We start from the raw sequence: 23,359 nt of genomic DNA, 5'->3' as shown, positions 1-23,359 counted from the left end.
GACATAATGACCTTGAGGGGATGGCTTATCCCCTCCCACAGATTAGAAACCTTATGAACAAACAACTTCGAGTCGGAATTTTTGGTGCGAATGGCCGTATGGGTCGTTCTTTGATTTCAATGATTGCAGAAGCCGATCAACTTCAGCTTGCAGGCGCTTATGTGCGACCAGGGAATAACTTTATTGGGATGGATGCAGGCGAGATGGCTGGTGTTGGCGCACTCAATTGTGGTGTCACCGACCAGCTGGATCCTGAGGCTGTCGATATCGTGATTGATTTCACGCTACCCGAAGGGATGGTGAAACACTTAGCTTGGTGTCGCCAGTATAAAATCCCAATGGTTGTTGGCACAACAGGTGTTAATGTAGAAACACTCGCAGCACTTGAGCAAGCAGGGGAGGATATCCCGTTGTTGTTCTCAGCCAATATGTCTAAGGGCGTCAACTTGCTCTTTAAACTGGTCGACATTGCTGCTAAGGCAATTGGTCAGCAATCTGATATCGAAGTCATTGAAGCTCATCACCGCTTTAAGAAAGATTCGCCATCTGGAACAGCTGTGAAAATAGGTGAAGTCATTGCAAAAGCCCTTGACCGGGACTTAAATAAACATGCGATTTATGGTCGAGAAGGGATCACCGAAGAGCGTGATAGAGAAACCATCGGCTTTGCGACGGTGAGAGCCGGAGATATCACGGGCGATCATACGGTGATGTTTGGTGATATCGGTGAGCGATTGGAACTGACACACCGTGCACACAGCCGCGATACCTTTGCACGAGGAGCGCTGGATGCAGCATTATGGCTGGTGCAGCAGCCAAAGGGATTTTACAAAATGGAAGATATCTTCGAATTATAGCTACTTTGCTTAGAATCTGGTTAAAATGGGTGTTTTTATTTAAAAAAGAGCAATTTGCATAAAAAATAAAGAAAAAAGTAGCCACAATGTTCGATCTTAGGTAGAATCCTTGCAATTTGCCAAATGGTAATGCGCATGTTTTTAGTATTGTAAGCGGGAGTAAAACTTCGAGTTTTTCCCGTTTTTTTCTGTCTAGGAGGAGAACTTGAGTAAATCGGCTATTTTAGTCCTTGAAGACGGAACAGTGTTCCGGGGTACTTCAATTGGCGCAACGGGCGTCACTGTCGGGGAAGTCGTCTTTAACACCTCGATGACGGGGTATCAGGAAATTTTAACCGATCCCTCGTATGCAGAACAGATCGTGACCTTAACCTATCCTCATATTGGAAATACGGGAACGAATCCAGAAGATGAAGAGTCCGGAAAAATATGGTCCAAAGGCCTCATTATCCGTGATCTTCCCCTCATTTCTTCTAACTTCCGTAGTCAAGCATCTCTTTCAGAATACCTTCAACGAAATCAAATCATCGGCATTGCAGATATCGATACACGTAAATTGACTCGTTTGCTCCGTGAAAAAGGCGCCATGAATGGCTGCATTATTGCAAAAGAAAGCTCGATTGATGCATCTGCAAGTGAAGACTTTGAAGCAAAGGCACTTGAAAGCGCGAAAGGTTTCCCAGGACTTAAAGGGATGGATTTGGCGAAAGTGGTTTCAACACAAGAAACCTACGATTGGCTGGAAGGTTCTTGGCGTTTAGGTGAAGGATTTTCAATCCTTGCGAAAGAAGACGCACAGTTTCATGTTGTCGCATATGACTTCGGCGTAAAACGCAACATCTTAAGAATGCTGGTTGATCGCGGTTGTCGATTGACAGTTGTTCCTGCGCAAACATCTGCTGAAGAAGTCTTAAAAATGAATCCAGATGGTGTGTTCCTATCCAATGGTCCTGGTGATCCTGAGCCGTGTGACTATGCCATCAATGCAATTCGCAAATTCTTAGAAGTGGGGCTCCCAACCTTTGGTATCTGCCTTGGCCACCAGTTATTGGCTTTGGCAAGTGGTGCGACGACGATGAAAATGAAATTCGGTCACCATGGTGCGAACCATCCAGTGAAAGACTTGGAAAACAACTGTGTCATGATCACCAGCCAAAACCATGGCTTTGCAGCGGACGAAACATCCCTGCCGTCACACTTAAAAGCGACCCATGTCTCATTATTTGATGGTTCACTCCAAGGGATCCACCATACTGAGAAGCCAGCATTTAGCTTCCAGGGACACCCTGAGGCAAGCCCAGGCCCACATGATGCGGCACCACTTTTCGATCACTTTATTGAACTGATGCAACAAAAGCGATAAGCCAGAGGATTAAATCACACCATGCCAAAGCGTCAAGATATACAAAGCATTCTCATCTTAGGTGCAGGTCCAATCGTGATTGGACAAGCCTGTGAATTTGATTACTCCGGTGCGCAAGCTTGTAAAGCACTTCGTGAAGAAGGTTACAGAGTGATCCTGGTCAACTCGAACCCAGCAACAATCATGACTGATCCGGAAATGGCTGATGCAACTTATATCGAGCCGATTCACTGGGAAGTAGTCTCGAAAATCATCGAAAAAGAACAGCCTGATGCCGTCCTACCAACAATGGGTGGCCAGACCGCCTTGAACTGCGCACTTGATCTGGAAAAACACGGCGTGCTTGAAAAGTTCGGCGTCGAAATGATTGGTGCAACAGCAGACGCAATCGATAAAGCAGAAGATCGTGAGCGCTTCGATAAGGCAATGAAATCCATTGGCCTTGAAACGCCACGCGCAGAAACCGCGCACTCCATGGATGAAGCCTTGGACGTGCTCACGCGCATCGGTTTCCCATGTATTATCCGCCCTTCATTTACCATGGGTGGATCCGGCGGTGGTATTGCTTACAACAAAGAAGAATTTGAAGAAATCTGTCTGCGAGGTCTTGATTTATCACCAACAAACGAGCTGTTGATTGATGAATCCCTGATCGGCTGGAAAGAATATGAAATGGAAGTCGTTCGTGATAAGAGCGACAACTGTATCATTGTTTGTGCGATTGAAAACATTGATCCAATGGGTGTTCATACGGGTGACTCAATCACTGTTGCACCAGCACAAACACTCACAGATAAAGAATACCAATTGATGCGAAATGCATCGATGGCTGTCCTCCGTGAGATCGGGGTAGAAACCGGTGGCTCGAATGTTCAGTTTGGTGTTTGTCCTGAGACAGGTCGTATGGTCATCATCGAGATGAACCCTCGTGTTTCACGCTCATCGGCTCTTGCATCGAAAGCAACAGGTTTTCCAATTGCCAAGATAGCTGCAAAATTAGCGGTTGGTTATACGCTTGATGAACTTTCCAATGATATTACTGGTGGTCATACTCCGGCTTCTTTCGAGCCAAGTATCGACTACGTAGTGACTAAGATCCCAAGGTTTAATTTTGAAAAGTTCTCAGGATGTAATGATCGCCTAACGACACAGATGAAGTCAGTTGGTGAAGTCATGGCGATTGGCCGCAACCAGCAAGAGTCTCTGCAAAAAGCATTGCGTGGCTTGGAAGTTGGTGCAACAGGTTTTGATCCACTCCTTGATTTGGAAGATGCAGAAGCAAAAGAAAAACTGATCCATGAGTTAAAAGAGCCTGGTTCACAACGGATTTGGTATGTTGCAGATGCCTTTCGCCTGGGTATGACGGTTGAGGAAGTTTTCGAGTTTACAAAGATCGATCCTTGGTTCCTTGTACAAATTGAAGATTTAGTACTCACTGAAAAGCAAATCGTGCAGTCTGGAATGGCTGGGTTGACAGATGAACTGTTACGTCAATTGAAACGAAAAGGATTTTCGGACGCGCGACTGGCGACTGTTCTTGGTGTAAGCGAATCCGAAGTACGCCGCAAACGTCACCAGATGGAAATTTTCCCAGTCTACAAACGGGTTGATACGTGTGCGGCTGAGTTCTCTTCTGACACAGCGTATATGTACTCCACATATGATGAAGAGTGTGAAGCCCAACCTTCTGATAAAAAGAAAATCATTGTTTTAGGTGGTGGACCAAACCGTATCGGTCAAGGGATTGAGTTCGATTATTGCTGTGTTCATGCGGCATTAGCATTGCGTGATGACGGTTACGAAACCATTATGGTGAATTGTAACCCAGAGACTGTTTCTACGGATTATGATACGTCAGATCGTCTCTATTTCGAACCGATCACATTAGAAGACGTTCTAGAGATAGTTCGACTAGAAAACCCAGAAGGTGTCATCGTTCAATATGGTGGTCAAACACCATTGAAGCTTGCAAGAGCGCTGGAGGCAAATGGAGTGCCAATTATTGGTACTTCTCCGGATGCGATTGACCGTGCAGAAGACCGTGAGCGTTTCCAGCAGTTAGTGAAACTGCTTGGTATCAAACAGCCACCCAATGCAACAGTGACTTCCGTTGAAGAGGCGGTGATCAAAGCGAAAGAGATCACCTACCCAATGGTCGTTCGTCCATCTTATGTTCTCGGTGGTCGAGCAATGGAAATTGTCTATGATGAGAACGATTTACGTCGTTACATGAACGAAGCAGTTTCTGTATCGAACGAAGCACCAGTGCTTCTGGACAAGTTCCTCGATAACGCGATTGAAGTTGATATTGATGCGATTTGTGATGGTACGAATGTCGTGATTGGCGGCATTATGGAACATATTGAGCAAGCGGGTATTCACTCAGGTGATTCAGCATGTTCATTACCACCATATACGCTTGGCCAGGAAGTTCAGGATAGGATGAGAGAACAAGTTCGCAAAATGGCACTGGAACTCGGAGTTGTTGGTTTGATGAACACGCAATTCGCGGTCAAAGAAGGTCAGATCTATATCATTGAGGTCAACCCGCGTGCTGCACGTACAGTACCTTTCGTCTCCAAGGTCACAAGCGTGCCACTTGCAAAAGTTGCAGCGCGTGTGATGGCTGGCCAATCTCTGGAAGAGCAGGGCATCACGCGCGAGGTGATTCCAAGTTATTACTCCATTAAAGAAGTTGTCATGCCGTTTAATAAATTTATCGGTGTTGACCCAATTCTTGGCCCAGAAATGCGCTCAACAGGCGAGGTTATGGGTGTTGGTGAAACCTTCCCTGAAGCTTATGCCAAAGGACAGCTAGGGGCGAATAATGTTTTACCACGTGGTGGGCGTGCGTTGATTTCCGTGAGAAATATCGATAAACAACGTGTAGTCGAGTTGGCCCGTCAAATGGTAGACTTAGGATATGAGATTGATGCAACCCGTGGTACAGCAGAAGCATTAACCTCAGCAGGCATTGATTGTCGTACAGTCAATAAGGTCTATGAAGGACGCCCTCATATCCTTGATCGGATCAAAAACGGTGAATATAGCTATATCGTCAATACAACGGAAGGCCGCCAAGCGATTGAAGATTCCAAAGTATTAAGACGGGGTGCCTTGCAGTATAAGACAAATTATACGACGACATTGAATGCCGCTTTCGCGACCTGTCGAGCACATGAAGCAGATGACAGAAGTCGTGTGAGTTCAGTGCAAGAATTACATAAGAGAATTATTCAATGAATCAGATACCGATGACAGTCCGCGGAGCAGAAATGCTCCGTCAGGAACTGAACCATCTGAAAACAGTCCGTCGTCCAGAAATCATTGAGGCGATAGCAGAAGCGAGAGAGCATGGAGATCTGAAAGAAAACGCAGAATACCATGCTGCCCGAGAGCAACAAGGATTTTGTGAAGGGCGTATTCAGGAGATCGAAGCAAAGCTGTCGCTAGCGCAAATCATTGATATCACGAAGATGCAAAATAATGGCCGAGTGATTTTTGGAGCAACAGTGACAGTACTCAACGTTGAAGAAGATAAGGAAGTGCAATACAAGATTGTGGGAGATGATGAAGCAGATATTAAAGAAAATCTTGTTTCAGTGAACTCACCTGTTGCACGTGGTCTTATTGGAAAGGAGCTTGATGATGTCGTTTATATTGATACACCTTCTGGAACGATTGAATACGAGATCACAGAAGTTGAATATATCTAAGGTCAGTTTATCTTCCATACATGTTGCTACAGGTGGCTGCTTTCGAAAGGGTGGTTGGCTCTAGGGCAAGATCAAAAAAAGCTGCGTTTGCAGCTTTTTTTATTGATTTGTAAAGTCTCTCAGGTGAGTGTCTGAGTGATTACTTTTTCGGTAATTGAATTTTCTTATCATCGGTAGGGCGATAAAGCACAATGATATGGCCAATTGTTTGGACTTTCGTTGCGTTCGTTTCGCGAACGATTGCTTCAAATACTTGCTGTTTCAGTTCACGATCTTCAGAAGGAGCTTTGACTTTAATCAACTCGTGATGATCAAGTGCCAATTCAATTTCAGATAAAACGCCTTCAGTTAAGCCATGCTGACCAAGAAGAACAACAGGCTTGAGATCATGCGCTAACTGTTTTAAATACTGCTTTTGTTTATTCGATAGGTTCATTTCGTAAAAATTCTTGATAAAAAAACTTGAATTAGGCGTATTCTAACGCCATTTAGAAAGTATTACTAATCGTAACGCAGCGACTCTTTGCTTTGTCTGGGAGGCGTTGATATTGATTGAAGCAATCGCTATTGAAAAAAACGACCTGCTTTACATCAAGATAGACAGAATAAAGAATGATAAATTATGGCAAAAAAAAGCCGCTCGGCCAGTAGTAAACGGTGGTTAAAAGAACATTTCGACGATAAATACGTACAAGCAGCGCAACGAAAAGGACTTCGATCGCGTGCTGTGTTTAAATTGGAAGAGATCCAAAACAAAGACAAAATAATGCGTCCAGGGATGACAGTCGTTGATTTAGGGGCCGCTCCTGGGGGATGGTCTCAATTTGCCGTTGAACAGGTTGGTCAAAAAGGACAGGTGATTGGTTGTGATATCCTTCCAATGGACCCAATCGCAGGTGTTGACTTTCTTCAAGGTGATTTCCGTGAGGAAGCTGTTCTCAACGCCCTCTTAGAGCGTGTTGGTGAAAAAAGTGTTGATATTGTATTGTCTGATATGGCACCAAACATGAGTGGGAATGATAATGTTGATCAACCCCGCTCAATGTATTTGGTCGAGCTTGCATTAGACATGTGTCATCAGGTTTTAAAACCAGGTGGCACTTTTGTGGTGAAGGTATTTCAAGGGGAAGGATTTGATCAATTCTTTAAAGATGTGAAATCTGCCTTTAAAACGATCCGTACAAGAAAGCCGGATTCATCACGAGCACGGTCAAGAGAAGTATATTTAGTAGCGACAGGCTACAAACTATAGTAAATTTACCCTTTAGCATGGATTAATAGACGAGCGAGGTTATTAGCTTGAGCGACATGGCAAAGAATCTGGTAATTTGGTTGGTGGTTGCAGTGGCAATCATGGCCTTTTTCCAAAGTCTCAACACGAGTGATCCTTCGCGGGATAACATGAATTACACGCAGTTTAACACTGAAGTGAGAAACGGCGAGATCAAACAGGTCAGAATTGAACGCGATGGTGTGATCCGCGGTGAGAAAAAGAATGGTGATTCATTCAAAACAGTCATCCCGGGCATCCATGATCAAAACTTGATCGACTTCCTGTTAAAAAATGAAGTTGAAATGGTGGGTGAGCCACCAGAAGAGCAAAGTATTCTGACATCGATTTTTATTTCCTGGTTCCCGATGCTTCTCTTAATTGGCGTCTGGATTTTCTTCATGCGACAGATGCAAGGTGGCGGTGGTAAGGGTGCCATGTCCTTTGGCAAAAGTCGTGCACGTTTACTCAACGAAGACCAGGTTAAAACAACATTCTCTGATGTTGCTGGTTGTGATGAAGCAAAAGAAGAAGTTTCTGAGCTTGTCGATTATCTTCGTGATCCTTCCAAGTTCCAAAGATTGGGCGGAAAGATCCCGAAAGGTGTCTTAATGGTTGGTCCACCGGGTACAGGTAAAACTCTATTGGCAAAAGCCATTGCTGGTGAGGCGAAAGTACCATTCTTTACCATTTCTGGTTCAGACTTTGTTGAAATGTTTGTGGGTGTTGGTGCATCGCGTGTTCGTGATATGTTCGAACAAGCGAAGAAAGCTGCACCTTGTATCATCTTCATCGATGAAATTGACGCAGTGGGTCGCCAGCGTGGTGCTGGACTAGGCGGCGGTCATGATGAACGTGAACAAACGCTCAACCAAATGCTTGTAGAAATGGATGGTTTTGAAGGTAACGAAGGCATCATTGTCATTGCTGCAACAAACCGACCAGATGTACTTGACCCTGCATTACTTCGCCCAGGACGTTTTGACCGCCAGGTTGTTGTCGGATTACCAGATGTTCGTGGTCGAGAGCAAATCTTGAAAGTACATATGCGCAAAGTTCCACTTGGCGAAAATGTTGAAGCTTCGCTTATCGCACGTGGAACGCCAGGTTTCTCTGGTGCAGACTTGGCAAACTTAGTCAATGAAGCTGCATTATTTGCTGCACGTGCAAACAGCCGTGTGGTGAGCATGGAACAATTTGATAAAGCCAAAGATAAAATCTTGATGGGCTCTGAGCGTAAATCAATGGTCATGAGTGAAAGCGAGAAAGAAATGACTGCTTATCACGAAGCGGGCCATGCGATTGTTGGTCGATTAGTTCCTGAGCATGATCCAGTCTACAAGGTATCGATCATTCCTCGAGGCCGTGCACTTGGTGTCACCATGTATCTGCCAGAGCAAGATCGTGTCAGTCACAGTAAACAGCATCTTGAAAGTATGATTTCAAGCCTATTTGGTGGTCGTCTCGCTGAAGAAATCATTTATGGAGAGGAAAAGGTGACCACTGGTGCATCGAATGATATCGAAAGAGCGACTGATATTGCGAAGAAAATGGTGACTCAGTGGGGACTTTCAGAAAAGATGGGGCCACTACTTTATGCTGAAGAGGAAGGAGAAGTCTTCCTTGGACGCAGTTCAGCGAAATCATCACATATGTCAGACGAAACGGCACGTGATATTGACGCTGAGGTGAGGTTACTCATTGACCGTAATTACGATCGTGCGAAAGATCTCTTACTTGAAAATATGGATATCCTTCATTCCATGAAAGATGCGCTGATGAAGTACGAGACTATTGATCGCTTCCAGATTGATGATCTGATGGAAAGAAAAGAAGTACGCCCACCTTCGGACTGGGAAAGAAAGGATGATGCTTCCGATGATAACAAGCCGGGTTCTGGTGAAGGTGAGGCAACGTCTCAGCCATACATCAAACCGGATAATTCAGCAGCACATTAATATGCCCAAATCGGGCTAGGCATCTCTGTTCTTTTAAAAGATATGCCTGTGAATAAAATGAAGCCCCGCTTATCAGCGGGGTTTTTTTACAGAGAAAAATAATATGAAATTTAGATCCCACGATTTGGATCTTTCAGAACCCAAGATTATGGGGATTTTAAATGTCACACCAGACTCTTTTTCAGATGGTGGTCAATTTCACTCAATCGGTCATGCTTTAAGACAAGCAGAAACAATGCTCCAATCAGGCGCTGATATGATTGATATTGGTGGAGAGTCCACAAGGCCTGGTGCCGATTTTGTGTCTGCTGACGAGGAATTATCCCGGGTTATTCCAATCATTGAAGCTGTTCATCGAGAATTTCAGTGCTTGATTTCAATTGATACCAGTAAACCACAAGTCATGCACGAATCTATCGCGGCAGGGGCTTGTTTGATTAATGATGTTCGAGCTCTGCAAGAAGAAGGCGCATTAGAAGCTGCTGCGAAATTAAACGTACCAGTGTGTCTGATGCATATGCAAGGTCAACCAAAAACGATGCAAGATGCACCAACTTATCAAGATATTCAATCTGAGGTTATCGCATTTTTTGAAGAACGAATTTCAGCATGCTTTAAAGCAGGCATTCCAAATTCGAATTTGATTCTCGATCCAGGGTTTGGGTTTGGTAAAACCTTATCTCACAATTATGAACTACTCAGAAAACTATCCAATTTTTCACGTTTGAAGTGCCCAATTCTTGTCGGACTCTCCAGAAAGAGTATGATAGGAAGTCTATTGCAAGTGGATGTAAATGAACGATTGATTGGTAGTGTGGCTGGTGCGTTGCTTGCTGCTCAGCAAGGCGCTCAGATTCTCAGAGTTCATGATGTTAAAGAAACAAAACAAGCGTTAGCAGTATGGCGCGCCACAAAATATGGGGTGGATCAGTGACTGTACGAAAATATTTTGGAACTGATGGCGTTCGAGGACTGGTAGGGCAATATCCAATTACTCCTGAGTTCGCCCTGAGGTTAGGCTGGGCTGCTGGACGTGTTCTCTCTACAAAGGGAACCAGAAAGGTTCTAATTGGAAAAGATACACGTATTTCTGGATATATGTTAGAGACCGCTCTCGAGTCAGGCTTAATTGCGGCTGGCCTTGATGTTGGGCTAATGGGACCAATGCCGACGCCAGGTGTTGCTTATTTAACACAAACATTCCGTGCAGAAGCAGGGATTGTCATTAGTGCTTCCCATAATCCTTATCATGATAATGGCATCAAGTTCTTTTCTAGCGACGGGACGAAACTCGCTGATGAAGTCGAACTTGCGATTGAAGCTGAACTCGATAAAGAGATGACTTGTGTTGATTCTGCAAATCTTGGAAAAGCGTACCGGATTGCTGATGCTGCGGGTCGATATATTGAATTCTGCAAAAGGCAATTACCCTACGACCTATCCCTCAGCGGATTAAAAATTGTTGTCGATTGTGCAAATGGCGCAACTTACCATATTGCACCGAATGTGTTTCAGGAATTAGGGGCTGATGTCATCTCTATCGCTTGTGAACCTGATGGATTAAATATCAATCGAGAATGCGGTGCGACTCACCTTGATGCATTGCAGAACGCAGTTATCAAGTATGAAGCTGATGTTGGTATTGCGCTGGATGGTGATGGTGATCGTTTGATGATGGTTGATCGAAATGGTCAAGCAGTCGATGGAGACCAGTTGTTGTATATCCTGGCCTGTCACAATGCAGCGCAGCCTGGTTTTGCAGGTGGTGTCGTTGGTACGCAAATGAGTAACATGGGCCTCGAAGTCGCTTTAAAACAGCGTGGTATCGATTTTCTTCGCAGTAAAGTCGGAGATCGATATGTACTTGAGCTACTGAGACAACAGGGCTGGCATATTGGTGGAGAAAGCTCAGGTCATTTAATTAACTTACTCCATACAACGACAGGTGATGGTGTGATTTCTGCGGTCCAGATCCTGGAAATCATGGTTCGCCATCAACAAGGGCTTGAAACATTGCTCAGTGATATGAATATGTTTCCCCAAACGATGATCAATGTTCGGGTTTCTCAAAATAAGAACGAATTATTGGAAAATGAGGCTTTGCAATCACTGGTGAAACAAGTCGAGGATAAACTTGCAGGAGCGGGGCGTGTCTTATTACGTCCTTCTGGTACAGAGCCAGTTATTCGTGTCATGGTTGAAGCTGAAGATAAAATGAAAACAACACACTTTGCGCAAGAAATTGCCGATTTCGTCGAGAAATTAGCCGGTTGATTAAAAAAGTAAAAAAGTCCCTTGTATATTTGGGTGAGTTAATATAGTATCTCGCCCGCCTTGAACAGGAGAAGTCAATGTCTGTTAGAACGCGATACGTTATCGCTAACTGGAAAATGAATGGTCATCGAGATTTAGTCTCTGCCTTCAATCAGACCTTTGCAAACTATCAGGGTGATACAAAAGTTATAGTTTGTCCTCCTTTTACGCTGCTTGGTAGCAATTGGGATGAGCAAATTAAGCTAGGTGCACAGAATATGTCAGAGCATGCTCAAGGTGCATATACTGGCGAAGTATCATCAGATATGTTGAAAGAGCTTCAAGTTTCTTATGTGATCATTGGCCATTCAGAGCGAAGAGCACTGTACGGTGAGTCCGATCAGCTTGTTGCTGACAAAGTTCAGAGCGCAATTAACAACAATCTTATGCCGGTTCTTTGTGTTGGTGAAACTGACGAGCAAAGAGAAGCTGGCGAAACATTTCATGTTGTTAAGAAACAGATTTCAACAGTTATCGAAAAAATCGGTACTGACGCGTTAACAAAAGTTATCATTGCTTACGAACCTATTTGGGCAATTGGTACAGGAAAGACGGCTACACCTGCACAAGCGCAGGATGTCCATCAAGCAATAAGAGCATATATTGCTGAGTCAAATTCTAATGCTGCAAGCCAAATCTCATTATTATACGGCGGTAGTGTTAACGCAGATAATTGCTCAGAACTTTTTGAGCAGAAGGATATTGACGGTGGTCTTGTTGGTGGCGCAAGCTTAAAACCAGAAGATTTCCATAAAATTTGTATCAGCGTCTAGGAGAAACAAAATGGGTATTTTACAGGAAATACTATTGATCGCCTTTGTCTTAGTCGCTATTGCTTTGATCGCATTGATTCTCATTCAGCAAGGTAAAGGGTCTGATATGGGGGCATCATTCGGCGCAGGTGCATCGGCTACTTTGTTTGGCTCATCTGGTTCCGGAAATGCAATGACAAAGATCACTGCGATACTGGCTACGATATTTTTTGTCTTATGTCTTGTTTTAGGGTCTATGACTGCAAACTCGACAAAGCAGACAAATGAGTGGGAAAATTTAGCAACGGATTCAGCTCCAGCAACAGTACCTGCTGAGGAGAAGAAACCAGTTGAGAATTTACCACCAGAAAACTAAAAGATTTGCCGAGATGGTGGAATTGGTAGACACGCTATCTTGAGGGGGTAGTGCCTAAACAGGCGTGCGGGTTCAAGTCCCGCTCTCGGCACCAAATTAGAGTGCCAAATTTGGTGCTTTTTCTCTGAAAGTAAAAATAAAAATTATATTTTGGCTGACAGAGTCATTTGGGTTTGTAGAATCCAGATGAATGCTTTATGATATGCAACCCATTTGGAATTTGGATATCTCTCTGAGTGTTTTATTTTTCCTCCAGTTGAAGGAAATAAAACAATAGAGAAATGAACGGGGTATGTCGTCCATAAAGACAAATTTCGTTATTGATTGTTTTTTTTGGTCGCATTATAATCTGCGGCAGCAAGCGCGGGGTGGAGCAGCCTGGTAGCTCGTCGGGCTCATAACCCGAAGGTCGTCGGTTCAAATCCGGCCCCCGCAACCAGTATTATTTATCTCTTCAAGGCAAGTCCTGATAAGATAAAATGGTTGTTCGAAGTAAGCCCCGCTTGTCGGGGCTTTTTGCTATCTGAAATCCGCTCTGGAGATCAAATGGGCTATTGTGCCCTTTTTTTGTTTTGGAGACTTTGTCTTGGCTAAGTTAGAAGATCAATTAACTGAAATGTTAACCCCTGCGGTTGAAGCGGAAGGCTTTGAGCTGCTTGGTATTGAATTTATTCGTGCGAAACAATCAACGTTGCGCCTGTATATCGATCATGAGAATGGCATCAATGTTGATGATTGTGCAGTGGTTAGCCATCAAGTCAGTGCGGTTTTGGATGTTGAAGATCCAATTAGTACAGAGTATACATTGGAAGTTTCATCTCCAGGAATGGACAGACCGTTATTCAAGCAAACTCATTATGAAGCGGTCGTTGGAGAAGAAATTTCACTTCGATTAAATATGCCTCAGGATGGACGTCGTAAATTCAAAGGTGAATTAAAGCGTGTCGAGAATGACATGCTGGTCATCGACGTTGACGGAACCGAATTCATGCTGATGTTAGGCAACGTTGAAAAAGCAAATCTAGTTCCAAATTTCAAAAAATAGGCCACCCAAGAGGGCAGAATAGCGAGGCATCACGGTATGGCAAAAGAAGTACTCCTAGTCGTTGAGGCGGTATCAAATGAAAAATCAGTACCGCGCGAAAAAATTTTTGAAGCATTAGAAATTGCGTTAGCAACTGCGACCAAGAAAAAATATGAAGGCGATATTGATGTCCGCATTTCTATCGACCATAAAACGGGTGATTTTGACACTTTCCGCCGCTGGGTGATTGTGGAAGATGACCTGATTGAAAATCCATTTCGTGAAATTACAATCTCTGCTGCGCAGTATGATGACCCTGAGCTACAGCTTGGTGATTATGTTGAAGAGCAGATTGAATCCATCACATTTGACCGTATCACGACTCAAACGGCAAAACAGGTGATTGTCCAAAAGGTCCGCGAAGCAGAGCGCGCTCAGGTTGTTGAGCAGTTTATGGATCAAGTTGGCGAGCTCATCACAGGTGTTGTGAAGAAGATGAACCGGGATAGTGTTGTACTCGATCTTGGTAACAATGCTGAAGCAATTATGTATCGTGACGATATGCTACCTCGTGAAAACTTCCGCCCGGGCGACCGCGTCAGAGGTTTGTTACATGCAGTCAAGCCAGAAGCACGTGGTAGTCAGCTATTTATCAGTCGCTCCCATCCGCAAATGTTGATTGAACTTTTTAAAGTTGAAGTGCCAGAAATCGGTGAAGAACTGATAGAAGTCAAAGGTGCTGCACGAGATCCTGGCTCAAGAGCCAAGATTGCTGTAAAGACAAACGATAAAAGAATTGACCCTGTTGGCGCTTGTGTTGGTATGCGTGGCGCACGGGTTCAGGCTGTTTCTGGCGAGCTTGGTGGTGAGCGAATTGATATTGTTTTGTTTGACGATAATCCTGCGCAATTTGTCATTAACGCAATGGCTCCAGCTGAAGTTGCATCGATTGTCATGGATGAAGATGTGAAGACGATGGATATTGCGGTTGATTCGAGCAACTTGGCCCAGGCAATTGGACGGAGTGGACAGAATGTCCGACTTGCAAGCCAATTGACGGGGTGGGAGCTCAATGTCATGACGGTTGAAGACATGACTGCGAAGCATCAGGAAGAATCAAGCAAAATTGTGAACCTATTTACCAGCAATCTCGATATTGACGAAGATTTTGCAATGGTATTAATTGATGAAGGCTTCTCAAGCCTTGAAGAAATTGCTTACGTTCCAATGAGCGATCTCCTCTCAATTGATGGTTTAGAAGAAGATATGGTTGAAGAGCTTCGTTCACGTGCTAAAGCGGCATTGACCACGAAAGCACTGGCTTCTGAAGAATCTTTAGAAGGCGTACAACCAAGCGAAGAACTTCTTGCTCTTAAAGGTATGGACAAGCACATTGCTTATCAGCTTGCGAGCAAGGGAATTAGTTCTCTGGAAGATCTGGCAGAGCAGGGCGTTGATGATTTGTCGAGTATTGAAGATTTGACAGAGGAACAGGCAGGTGAGCTGATTATGGCTGCACGAAACATCTGCTGGTTTAATGAAGACAACGATGAATAACAGGATCAACGGGGGTAACGAGTCACCATGGCTGAAGTACATATCGAAAAACTAGCCAACGACGTTGGTACGAGTGTAGAACGTCTGGTTCAGCAATTTGCTGAAGCTGGGATTACGAAAAATTCCGATGATCTTGTAACAGAGGATGAAAAATCCACGTTGCTTGATTATTTAAACCGTTCTCATGGCGGAACTGGCACATCAGAGCCAAGCCGCATGACACTGAAGCGCAAGACGAAAAGTACACTGAGCATTACAGGCTCAGGAGGAAAGGAAAAGTCTGTTCAGGTCGAAGTTCGTAAAAAGAAGACTTACGTCAAGAAAACTGCTGTGGATGAAGCAAAACGCGAGGAAGAAGAGCGTTTAGCGCAAGAAGAAGCAGAACGTCAAGCGAAAGAGGAAGCAGAGCGTATCGTGAAGGAAGAAGCTGCGCGTAAGGCTAAGGAAGAAGCTGACCGTAAAGCCAAGGAAGAAGCTGAGCGTAAAGCAAAAGAAGAAGCAGATCGCAAAGCGAATGAAGAAGCACAGCGCCAAGCGACAGACGCAAAGCGCGATGATGCATCCCAGGTATCTGACGAGAATACGCCAGATGCGAAGTCTGAAGAAGAGCGTTTATTAGAGCAAGAGTTGTTGAAAAAGCAACAGGAAGCTGAAGCTGAGCGCAAAGCAGAAGAAGAGAAAAGAATGTTAGAAGAAGCACGTCGTCTAGCTTCTGAAAATGAGGCTCGTTGGGCGGAAGAAGAAAACCGCCGTCGTTCCTCAGAAGAGGAAGAAGTTCATATCCATTCATCAAAATATGCACAAGATGCAGAAGATGAGCAGGATTTGAAAGAAGAACGTCGCGCACGTCGTAGTGGTGGTGCAGCGAAGAAAGGCAAGAAAGCCAAGAAGAAAGGCAAGAAAGAAACAGAAGCAGAAGATTTGTCGCGCAATAAGCGTTCCAAATTAAAAGCGCCGACGAGTTTACAGCATGGCTTCAACAAGCCTGCAACACCTGTTGAGCGTACTGTTCGTTTGGGCGAAACAGTCACGGTTGCTGAGCTTGCAAATAAAATGGCAGTCAAGTCAGGCCAACTCATCAAAACCCTGATGAAAATGGGCGAGATGGTCACGATTAATCAAGTCCTAGACTCAGAAACAGCATCACTTGTCTGTGAAGAGATGGGCTTTAAATTTAACATCGTGAAAGAAAATGCACTCGAAGAAAGTGTATTGGCAGATCGTAGTGATGCAGACCAAGAAGCGAAACCGCGTGCACCAGTAGTCACGGTTATGGGTCATGTTGACCATGGTAAGACATCTCTTCTCGACAGCATTCGTAAAGCGAAGGTTGCTTCTGGTGAAGCAGGTGGCATTACGCAGCATATCGGTGCATATCACGTTGAAACAGACCGTGGCATGATCACATTCCTTGATACACCAGGTCACGCAGCGTTCACATCCATGCGTGCACGTGGTGCAAAAGTGACGGATATCGTTGTTCTTGTTGTTGCGGCAGATGATGGTGTCATGCCACAGACAATCGAAGCAATCCAGCACGCTAAAGTTGCTGAAGTGCCAATCGTCGTTGCAGTCAACAAAATCGATAAGCCGGAAGCTGATCCGGATCGTGTGAAAAACGAATTGTCCCAGCACGACGTCATCTCAGAAGAGTGGGGTGGTGATACGCAGTTTGTTCATGTTTCTGCGAAAAGCGGTGAAAACATTGATGGCCTTCTTGATGCGCTCCTTCTACAAGCTGAACTTCTTGAACTTGAAGCGGTGGAAGAAGGCATGGCAAGCGGTGTTGTGATTGAGTCACGTCTTGACAAAGGTCGTGGGCCGGTTGCAAGTATCCTTGTTCAAGAAGGGACTATTCAACAAGGTGATATTGTCTTATGTGGCTTAGAATACGGACGTATTCGTGCCATGAAAGACGAGCTTGGCCGTGAAATCAAAGAAGCGGGCCCATCAATACCAGTTGAGATTTTAGGTCTATCTGGTGTACCAAACTCTGGCGAAGAAGCAACGGTTGTCAAAGATGAGCGCAAAGCGCGTGAGGTTGCTCTGTACCGTCAGGGTAAGTTCCGTGATATCAAGCTTGCGAGACAGCAAAAAGCGAAACTTGAGAACATGTTTGCCAATATGGCAGAAGGCGATGTTTCTGAACTGAATATTGTCTTAAAAGCAGACGTTCAAGGCTCTCTAGAAGCTATTTCTGACTCATTAACGAAGCTATCGACAGAAGAAGTGAAAGTCAAAATTATTGGTACTGGTGTTGGTGGTATCACTGAGACGGACGCAATGCTTGCTGCAGCTTCAAATGCAATTGTTGTTGGCTTTAACGTCCGTGCAGACGCAACAGCACGCCGCGTGATTGAATCCGAAAGCATTGACTTGCGCTACTACAGTGTTATCTATGATTTGATTGACGAAGTCAAACAAGCAATGTCTGGTATGCTTGCACCTGAATACAAGCAGGAAATCATCGGTCTTGCAGAAGTACGTGATGTCTTCCGTTCACCGAAATTCGGTAACATTGCAGGTTGTATGGTAACCGAAGGTATTGTGAAGCGTAATAGCCCAATCCGTGTCCTTCGTGACAACATCGTGATTTATGAAGGTGAGCTAGAGTCACTCCGCCGCTTCAAAGATGATGCGATGGAAGTTCGTAACGGTATGGAATGTGGTATCGGTGTGAAGAACTACAACGACGTCAAAGTTGGCGATATGATTGAAGTCTTCGAAACGATTGAAATCCAACGTACTATTTAATCCAACGTACTATTGAATTCAAACGTTTGCGAATGTGAACGTTTGGATGAGTAAATACAAAAGGGGCCAAGTGCCCCTTTTATGCTGTTACTATTGGGCATTTGACCGGACCATGCTGAATAGTTTCTTGAAGAATTGAGGAATCGAATGGCTAGAGAATTTTCTCGTACAGACCGTGTTGCACAGCAGATCCAAAGAGAAATTGCTGTGATTTTGCAACGCGAAATCAAAGACCCAAGATTGGGCATGGTAACGGTTTCAGGTGTTGATGTAACACGAGATCTATCCGTCGCAAAAGTTCACGTGACTATTTTTGAAAACAACGACGAAAAAGTCGATGCATCCATCAAAATATTGCAAGATGCGGCACCTTATGTCAGAACGCTTTTAGCTGGACGTATTAAAGCTCGCATCATGCCGGAAATCAGATTTTTCTTGGATAAATCTTTGGTTGAAGGGATGCGCATCAGCGGTCTTGTGGATGAAGCAATCCGTGAAGACAAAAAGAAGCGCAATGATGAGTCAGAGGACTAAGTAAGATGGCGCGTCGTCCCAAAGGTCGTAATATTTCAGGTATTGTTTTAATTGATAAGCCGCTGGGGATTTCTTCCAATCATGCGTTGCAACGCGTGAAACGTCTTTATCAAGCTGCAAAAGCTGGCCATACAGGTGCGTTGGATCCATTGGCTACAGGTATGCTGCCGATTTGTTTTGGTGAAGCGACCAAGTTTTCTCAATTTTTGTTGGATACCGATAAAAAGTATTTCGTCACGGGTAAGTTGGGGGAACGGACCACAACCAGTGATGCAGATGGTGAAGTCATTCAGGAACGTCCGGTTGAAGTCTCTCAGACACAGCTGAATACTGCGGTTGAACAATTCCGAGGCAAACAACAACAAATGCCATCAATGTACTCTGCGCTAAAATATCAGGGACAACCTTTATATAAATATGCGCGTGAGGGCATTGAAGTTCCACGTAAGATCCGTGATATCGAAGTATTTAGCATTGAGCTATTACGCTTTGAAGCAGATGAAGTGGATTTACTGGTACATTGCAGTAAAGGAACCTATATTCGAACAATCATTGATGATCTTGGAGAAGTCCTTGGATGTGGAGCACATGTCAAAGTCCTTCGTCGAACAGAAGTCGGTGCTTTTCGCAAAGAGCAGATGCTGACAATTGAGCAACTCGAAGAGCTTCTCCCTGACAATGAAACTGATGAAGTGAATTTTGACGCTTTGGATAACCATATGCTGCCAATCGATACGGCGTTGCAAGATCTTCCAGTTGTTTTTCTCTCGGAGGAAGACAGTCAGCGAGTGAGTCATGGCAACCCCGTTGCGACGGAACTAGACGATGTTGATGTCATTCGCATCCAGAATGATTCAAGTCAACAATTCTTAGGGATTGGACGTATTGAGTCTGGACAGGTCAAGCCCAAACGGCTTGTTCAGATTGAACAATAACGGGCAGTCCAGCGTTCATCTATAGCGGATTGACGAAAAAGATTGTAAACAATATGCGGCATGTTAGAATATGCCGCTTCGCGCTACTGCTGAATTAGTGATCGGCAATAGCATACACTGAAAATGATAGAGGTAATCTCATGTCACTAAGCACGCAAAAGAAAGCAGAAATTCTTAAAGAATATGCAATCAAAGAAGGCGATACTGGTTCTCCAGAAGTACAGGTTGCGCTTTTAACAGCTCAAATCAACCACCTTCAAGGCCACTTCGCTCAGCACAAGAAAGATCATCACTCACGTCGTGGTCTTCTACGCATGGTTAGCCAGCGTCGTAAACTTCTTGACTACCTAAAAGGTAAAGATGTTTCTCGCTACGCTTCTTTGATTCAGCGTTTAGGTCTACGTCGTTAATTTCGACCCAGACTTTAGAGGGGCCTTTGGCCCCTTTTTCAATTTGTATAAGCACTTGATATCATTTCATACTGCCTCTTCCACCCTTTTTCAGCTTTGCGCTTTTCGCATCGAATTGATGCGTTTCCCCAGAACCAGATTTTGGCTGAGTCAGCATTAAAGAAGATATTCATTTATGTGTATGGATTGGAAAAAATAGCATTGGCTGCACAATGGATCTGGATTGCTTTCTTTAATCCAGCAATTCGTTATACTAGGCAGTCGTAAGTAAAAGATAAAGAAAATGCGTGCAATCAGGCACGTCGTGAATAGTAAGGAAAATCTAGTGGATCCTATTATTAAATCATTCCAGTACGGTCAACACACCGTCACGCTAGAGACGGGCGTTATTGCGCGTCAAGCTGATGCAGCCGTACTTGCAAGTATGGGCGATACTTCTGTACTGGTCACTGTTGTCGGTCAGAAAGAAGCAAAACCTGGTATCGACTTCTTTCCGTTAACAGTGAACTATCAGGAAAGAACCTACGCAGCTGGACGTATTCCAGGTGGATTCTTCAAACGTGAAGGCCGTCCATCAGAAGGTGAAACGTTGACCGCGCGTCTGATTGACCGCCCGATCCGTCCACTTTTCCCTGATCAATTTAAGAACGAAGTCCAAGTTATCGCGACGGTTGTTTCCGTCAACCCAGAGATCCAACCTGATGTCATCACAATGATCGGTACATCTGCTGCGTTGGCAATTTCTGGCATTCCTTTCAATGGGCCGCTTGGTGCTGCTCGTGTTGGTGTGATTGACGACCAGTATGTATTGAACCCTTCAACAACTGAAGTGAAGCAAAGTAAGCTAGACCTTGTTGTTGCAGGCACGCAAAATGCGGTATTGATGGTTGAGTCAGAAGCTGAAGTCCTTTCAGAAGAAATGATGCTTGGTGCGGTTGTTTATGGTCACGAGCAAATGCAGACAGTCATTGACAGCATCCATGATTTTGCGCGTCAAGCAGCAAAACCTGCTTGGGACTGGCAGCCAGAAGAAGTCAACACTGAGCTTGAAAGCAAAATCAAAGAACTTTCTGCTGCGAAAATCGGTGATGCATACCGTATTACTGAAAAAACAGAACGCCGTGAAGCAATCAGTGCAATCAAGACAGAAGTTGTGGATACACTCACAGCTGAGCTTGCAGAAGATGAAGCGCTGAATGATCAAGAAGTTCAAGGCTTCCTAAGCAAAGTTGAAAAGAACACAGTCCGTGCACGTATCATCAATGGTGAGCCACGTATCGACGGCCGTGATCCAGAGATGGTTCGTGCGTTGAATGTATTAACTGGCGTTCTACCACGTACTCATGGTTCTTCATTGTTTACACGTGGAGAGACACAGGCGCTTGTGACTGCAACACTTGGTACAGAGCGTGACGCACAAATCATTGACGAGCTTACGGGTGAGTCAACGAGCCGTTTCCTACTTCATTACAACTTCCCTCCATACTGTGTTGGTGAGACTGGTATGGTTGGTTCTCCGAAGCGTCGTGAAATCGGTCACGGCCGTTTGGCGAAGCGTGGTGTGCAAGCAGTGATGCCAGATATTTCAGAGTTCCCGTACACCGTGCGTGTTGTTTCTGAAATCACAGAGTCAAATGGTTCAAGCTCTATGGCTTCTGTTTGCGGTACATCGCTTGCATTGATGGATGCAGGGGTACCAATTAAAGCATCTGTTGCTGGTATTGCGATGGGTCTTGTGAAAGAAGACGAGAAATTTGTCGTTCTTTCTGACATCTTAGGTGATGAAGATCACTTGGGTGACATGGACTTTAAAGTTGCTGGTACAACAGAAGGTGTGACAGCACTTCAGATGGATATCAAGATCGAAGGCATCACGAAAGAGATCATGCAGATCGCGCTTGAACAAGCAAAGTCAGCACGTCTTCATATCCTGAATGTGATGGACGATGCAATTGAAGGCCACCGTGAAGAGCTTTCTGAATTTGCACCGCGTATTCATAAGATGAAGATCCACCCGGATAAGATCCGTGATGTCATCGGTAAAGGCGGCGCGACAATCCGTCAGATCACAGAAGAAACAGAAACAAGCATCGAAATTGAAGACGACGGTACAGTCAAGATCGCAGCAACAGATAACTTCAAAGCAAAAGAAGCAATGAAGCGTATCGAACTGATCACCGCTGAAATCGAAGTAGGTAAGATCTACGAAGGTAAAGTTGCGCGTTTAGCTGACTTCGGTGCGTTCGTCACCGTTCTTCCTGGTAAAGATGGCCTTGTTCACATTTCTCAAATTGCAAATGAGCGTGTCAACAACGTTTCTGATCACCTTGAAGTTGGTCAAATGGTGAAGGTGAAAGTTCTTGAAATTGATCGTCAAGGCCGTGTTCGCTTAAGCATGAAAGAAGCGCTTGAAAAAGCAGAAGCACCAGCTGAAGGCGAAAAAGCCGAGTAAAATTACCACGCAAGATGAAAATTTCATCTAAGGTTAGAGAAGGGGGCTATCTAAAGCCCCCTTTTTTATGATTAAATGACGGATTCAAAAACGTATACGCAAAAAATCGCAGATTCTAGAACAAGATATTAAAACACTGATTTTAAAACACTGACTCTAAAACACTGACTCTAAAATGTAGTATGACGGCATAATGACTATGAAATATACCTTAGGACTTGGTCTTTCTTTACTTATCCTTACTTTATCCGGCTGTCAGAGCTTACAACCAAGCTTGTCGAACAGAAATATTCCTTTGGCAAAACCAATAGACATTAGTTACAAAGATGAGCTGCTTGTTTCTCGCCTCACAGATATCCTTTATCAGGCAGAGCTTACGAAAGAGCAAAAGGCACAGGTTTATTATGAGCGTGGTGTTCGATACGACGCGTTAGGTTTAAGAACGCTCGCAAAATTAGACTTTGGTAAGGCGCTATCCCTCTATCCACAATTGGTGGAAGCCTATAACTTCATGGGGATGTATTACACGCTAGAAGAGAGTTTTATTCGCGCTTATGACGCATTCGATGCGGTGATTGATTTAAACAAAGAACACGAATTCGCATACTTAAATCGTGGTGTTGCCTTGTATTATGATGGACGTGCATCCCTTGCTGTTGACGACTTTAAAACTTTCTGGTCCCATCAGCCCACGGACCCATACCGTGCAATATGGCTTTATTTAGGTGAACATAAAAAAGACCCTCAGAAAGCTTTAAACCACCTTCGAACGAACTATCAGGAAGTCGCCAAAGAGCAGTGGGGGCACTACATTATTCTTGCGCTAATGGGTGATATTTCTGAGCAGGCATTGTTGGAAAGCGCATCTGTTAATGCAAAAGATAATACGGAATATGCTATGCGCCTTTGTGAGGCTTATTTTTATTTAGCGAAGAAGTATCAGTTTGAAGGGAAGGGTTTTCAAGCGGAGCATTTCTTCAAAATGACTATCGCGATGAATGTGCATGAATTTGTAGAATACAAATATGCAAAACTGGAGCTGAAGCGAATGAATCGTGCATTGGCTCAGTAAAACTCTTCTTTGTATA

General features: G+C 44.3%; 19 protein-coding genes and 2 tRNA genes. 20 read left to right on the top strand and 1 reads right to left on the bottom strand.

Annotated elements, in window-relative coordinates; translation table 11 throughout:
• The first annotated feature begins 53 nt into the window (after positions 1-53).
• The 4 genes from dapB (at position 54) to greA (ending at position 5,936) form a co-directional block, all read left to right on the top strand.
• Positions 54-857 (top strand): 4-hydroxy-tetrahydrodipicolinate reductase, encoded by an 804-nt coding sequence (gene dapB / locus C505_RS0112430; RefSeq protein ID WP_026317931.1) that lies wholly within the window; start codon positions 54-56, stop codon positions 855-857.
• 205 nt (positions 858-1,062) lie between these two features.
• Entirely contained in the window at positions 1,063-2,220 is a 1,158-nt protein-coding gene (gene carA / locus C505_RS0112425; protein ID WP_026317930.1) for a glutamine-hydrolyzing carbamoyl-phosphate synthase small subunit, read from the top strand.
• Positions 2,221-2,241: 21 nt separating this feature from the next.
• Complete coding sequence (carB, locus tag C505_RS0112420) at positions 2,242-5,463, top strand: carbamoyl-phosphate synthase large subunit (protein ID WP_018692937.1); 3,222 nt, start codon at positions 2,242-2,244, stop codon at positions 5,461-5,463.
• Positions 5,460-5,936, top strand: coding sequence for a transcription elongation factor GreA (gene greA / locus C505_RS0112415; RefSeq protein ID WP_018692936.1), 477 nt, complete (start codon positions 5,460-5,462; stop codon positions 5,934-5,936). Before carB ends, greA begins: the two co-directional genes overlap by 4 nt.
• A 139-nt stretch (positions 5,937-6,075) precedes the next feature.
• Here greA and yhbY read toward each other — a convergent pair whose 3' ends face one another.
• A complete protein-coding gene (gene yhbY / locus C505_RS0112410) occupies positions 6,076-6,372 on the bottom strand; it encodes a ribosome assembly RNA-binding protein YhbY (RefSeq protein ID WP_018692935.1) in 297 nt (98 codons plus the stop codon).
• A 186-nt stretch (positions 6,373-6,558) separates the two neighbouring features.
• On the opposite strand from yhbY, the gene rlmE reads away from it, so the two are divergent.
• From rlmE to nlpI, 16 genes are all read left to right on the top strand, one after another.
• Positions 6,559-7,188 (top strand): 23S rRNA (uridine(2552)-2'-O)-methyltransferase RlmE, encoded by a 630-nt coding sequence (gene rlmE, locus C505_RS0112405; RefSeq protein WP_018692934.1) that lies wholly within the window; start codon positions 6,559-6,561, stop codon positions 7,186-7,188.
• Between the two features lie 47 nt (positions 7,189-7,235).
• A complete protein-coding gene (gene ftsH, locus C505_RS0112400) occupies positions 7,236-9,164 on the top strand; it encodes an ATP-dependent zinc metalloprotease FtsH (protein ID WP_040439892.1) in 1,929 nt (642 codons plus the stop codon).
• 103 nt (positions 9,165-9,267) lie between these two features.
• The gene (gene folP / locus C505_RS0112395; protein WP_026317929.1) at positions 9,268-10,098 is read left to right on the top strand and encodes a dihydropteroate synthase; all 831 of its coding nucleotides are present in this window, start codon (positions 9,268-9,270) and stop codon (positions 10,096-10,098) included.
• A complete protein-coding gene (gene glmM, locus C505_RS0112390; RefSeq protein WP_018692931.1) occupies positions 10,095-11,438 on the top strand; it encodes a phosphoglucosamine mutase in 1,344 nt (447 codons plus the stop codon). The genes folP and glmM overlap by 4 nt, the downstream gene beginning before the upstream one ends.
• A 77-nt stretch (positions 11,439-11,515) precedes the next feature.
• Positions 11,516-12,250 (top strand): triose-phosphate isomerase, encoded by a 735-nt coding sequence (gene tpiA, locus C505_RS0112385; protein ID WP_018692930.1) that lies wholly within the window; start codon positions 11,516-11,518, stop codon positions 12,248-12,250.
• A gap of 10 nt (positions 12,251-12,260) precedes the next feature.
• Positions 12,261-12,605, top strand: coding sequence for a preprotein translocase subunit SecG (gene secG / locus C505_RS0112380; RefSeq protein ID WP_018692929.1), 345 nt, complete (start codon positions 12,261-12,263; stop codon positions 12,603-12,605).
• Between the two features lie 7 nt (positions 12,606-12,612).
• Positions 12,613-12,699: transfer RNA gene (locus C505_RS0112375), tRNA-Leu, on the top strand.
• A 268-nt stretch (positions 12,700-12,967) separates the two neighbouring features.
• Positions 12,968-13,044, top strand: a tRNA-Met gene (locus tag C505_RS0112370).
• 147 nt (positions 13,045-13,191) lie between these two features.
• Complete coding sequence (gene rimP / locus C505_RS0112365; protein ID WP_026317928.1) at positions 13,192-13,650, top strand: ribosome maturation factor RimP; 459 nt, start codon at positions 13,192-13,194, stop codon at positions 13,648-13,650.
• A 36-nt stretch (positions 13,651-13,686) separates the two neighbouring features.
• Complete coding sequence (nusA, locus tag C505_RS0112360) at positions 13,687-15,186, top strand: transcription termination factor NusA (protein ID WP_018692927.1); 1,500 nt, start codon at positions 13,687-13,689, stop codon at positions 15,184-15,186.
• Between the two features lie 27 nt (positions 15,187-15,213).
• On the top strand, positions 15,214-17,940 hold the full coding sequence (gene infB, locus C505_RS0112355; RefSeq protein WP_018692926.1) for a translation initiation factor IF-2: 2,727 nt from the start codon (positions 15,214-15,216) through the stop codon (positions 17,938-17,940).
• A 147-nt stretch (positions 17,941-18,087) separates the two neighbouring features.
• Positions 18,088-18,474, top strand: coding sequence for a 30S ribosome-binding factor RbfA (gene rbfA / locus C505_RS0112350; protein WP_018692925.1), 387 nt, complete (start codon positions 18,088-18,090; stop codon positions 18,472-18,474).
• Between the two features lie 5 nt (positions 18,475-18,479).
• A complete protein-coding gene (gene truB, locus C505_RS0112345; protein WP_018692924.1) occupies positions 18,480-19,409 on the top strand; it encodes a tRNA pseudouridine(55) synthase TruB in 930 nt (309 codons plus the stop codon).
• A gap of 140 nt (positions 19,410-19,549) precedes the next feature.
• Complete coding sequence (gene rpsO, locus C505_RS0112340) at positions 19,550-19,819, top strand: 30S ribosomal protein S15 (RefSeq protein WP_018692923.1); 270 nt, start codon at positions 19,550-19,552, stop codon at positions 19,817-19,819.
• Between the two features lie 325 nt (positions 19,820-20,144).
• Positions 20,145-22,271, top strand: coding sequence for a polyribonucleotide nucleotidyltransferase (gene pnp / locus C505_RS0112330; RefSeq protein WP_026317927.1), 2,127 nt, complete (start codon positions 20,145-20,147; stop codon positions 22,269-22,271).
• A 193-nt stretch (positions 22,272-22,464) separates the two neighbouring features.
• Positions 22,465-23,343, top strand: a complete 879-nt coding sequence (nlpI, locus tag C505_RS0112325; RefSeq protein WP_026317926.1) for a lipoprotein NlpI — start codon at positions 22,465-22,467, stop codon at positions 23,341-23,343.
• Positions 23,344-23,359 lie beyond the last annotated feature (16 nt).

The sequence above is a fragment of the Algicola sagamiensis DSM 14643 genome (assembly GCF_000374485.1).
Taxonomy (GTDB): domain Bacteria; phylum Pseudomonadota; class Gammaproteobacteria; order Enterobacterales; family Alteromonadaceae; genus Algicola; species Algicola sagamiensis.
The sequence above is the reverse complement of the archived record's forward strand: the minus strand, read 5'-3'. Positions and strand labels throughout refer to the sequence as shown.

What these genes read in the sequence shown, in the direction of transcription:
- dapB (WP_026317931.1), top strand. Translation starts at nt 54, where the DNA reads ATGAACAAACAACTTCGAGTCGGAATTTTTGGTGCGAATGGCCGTATG.
- carB (WP_018692937.1), top strand. Translation starts at nt 2,242, where the DNA reads ATGCCAAAGCGTCAAGATATACAAAGCATTCTCATCTTAGGTGCAGGT.
- greA (WP_018692936.1), top strand. Translation starts at nt 5,460, where the DNA reads ATGAATCAGATACCGATGACAGTCCGCGGAGCAGAAATGCTCCGTCAG.
- yhbY (WP_018692935.1), bottom strand. Translation starts at nt 6,372, where the DNA reads ATGAACCTATCGAATAAACAAAAGCAGTATTTAAAACAGTTAGCGCAT.
- rlmE (WP_018692934.1), top strand. Translation starts at nt 6,559, where the DNA reads ATGGCAAAAAAAAGCCGCTCGGCCAGTAGTAAACGGTGGTTAAAAGAA.
- folP (WP_026317929.1), top strand. Translation starts at nt 9,268, where the DNA reads ATGAAATTTAGATCCCACGATTTGGATCTTTCAGAACCCAAGATTATG.
- tpiA (WP_018692930.1), top strand. Translation starts at nt 11,516, where the DNA reads ATGTCTGTTAGAACGCGATACGTTATCGCTAACTGGAAAATGAATGGT.
- secG (WP_018692929.1), top strand. Translation starts at nt 12,261, where the DNA reads ATGGGTATTTTACAGGAAATACTATTGATCGCCTTTGTCTTAGTCGCT.
- nusA (WP_018692927.1), top strand. Translation starts at nt 13,687, where the DNA reads ATGGCAAAAGAAGTACTCCTAGTCGTTGAGGCGGTATCAAATGAAAAA.
- infB (WP_018692926.1), top strand. Translation starts at nt 15,214, where the DNA reads ATGGCTGAAGTACATATCGAAAAACTAGCCAACGACGTTGGTACGAGT.
- rbfA (WP_018692925.1), top strand. Translation starts at nt 18,088, where the DNA reads ATGGCTAGAGAATTTTCTCGTACAGACCGTGTTGCACAGCAGATCCAA.
- truB (WP_018692924.1), top strand. Translation starts at nt 18,480, where the DNA reads ATGGCGCGTCGTCCCAAAGGTCGTAATATTTCAGGTATTGTTTTAATT.
- rpsO (WP_018692923.1), top strand. Translation starts at nt 19,550, where the DNA reads ATGTCACTAAGCACGCAAAAGAAAGCAGAAATTCTTAAAGAATATGCA.
- nlpI (WP_026317926.1), top strand. Translation starts at nt 22,465, where the DNA reads ATGACTATGAAATATACCTTAGGACTTGGTCTTTCTTTACTTATCCTT.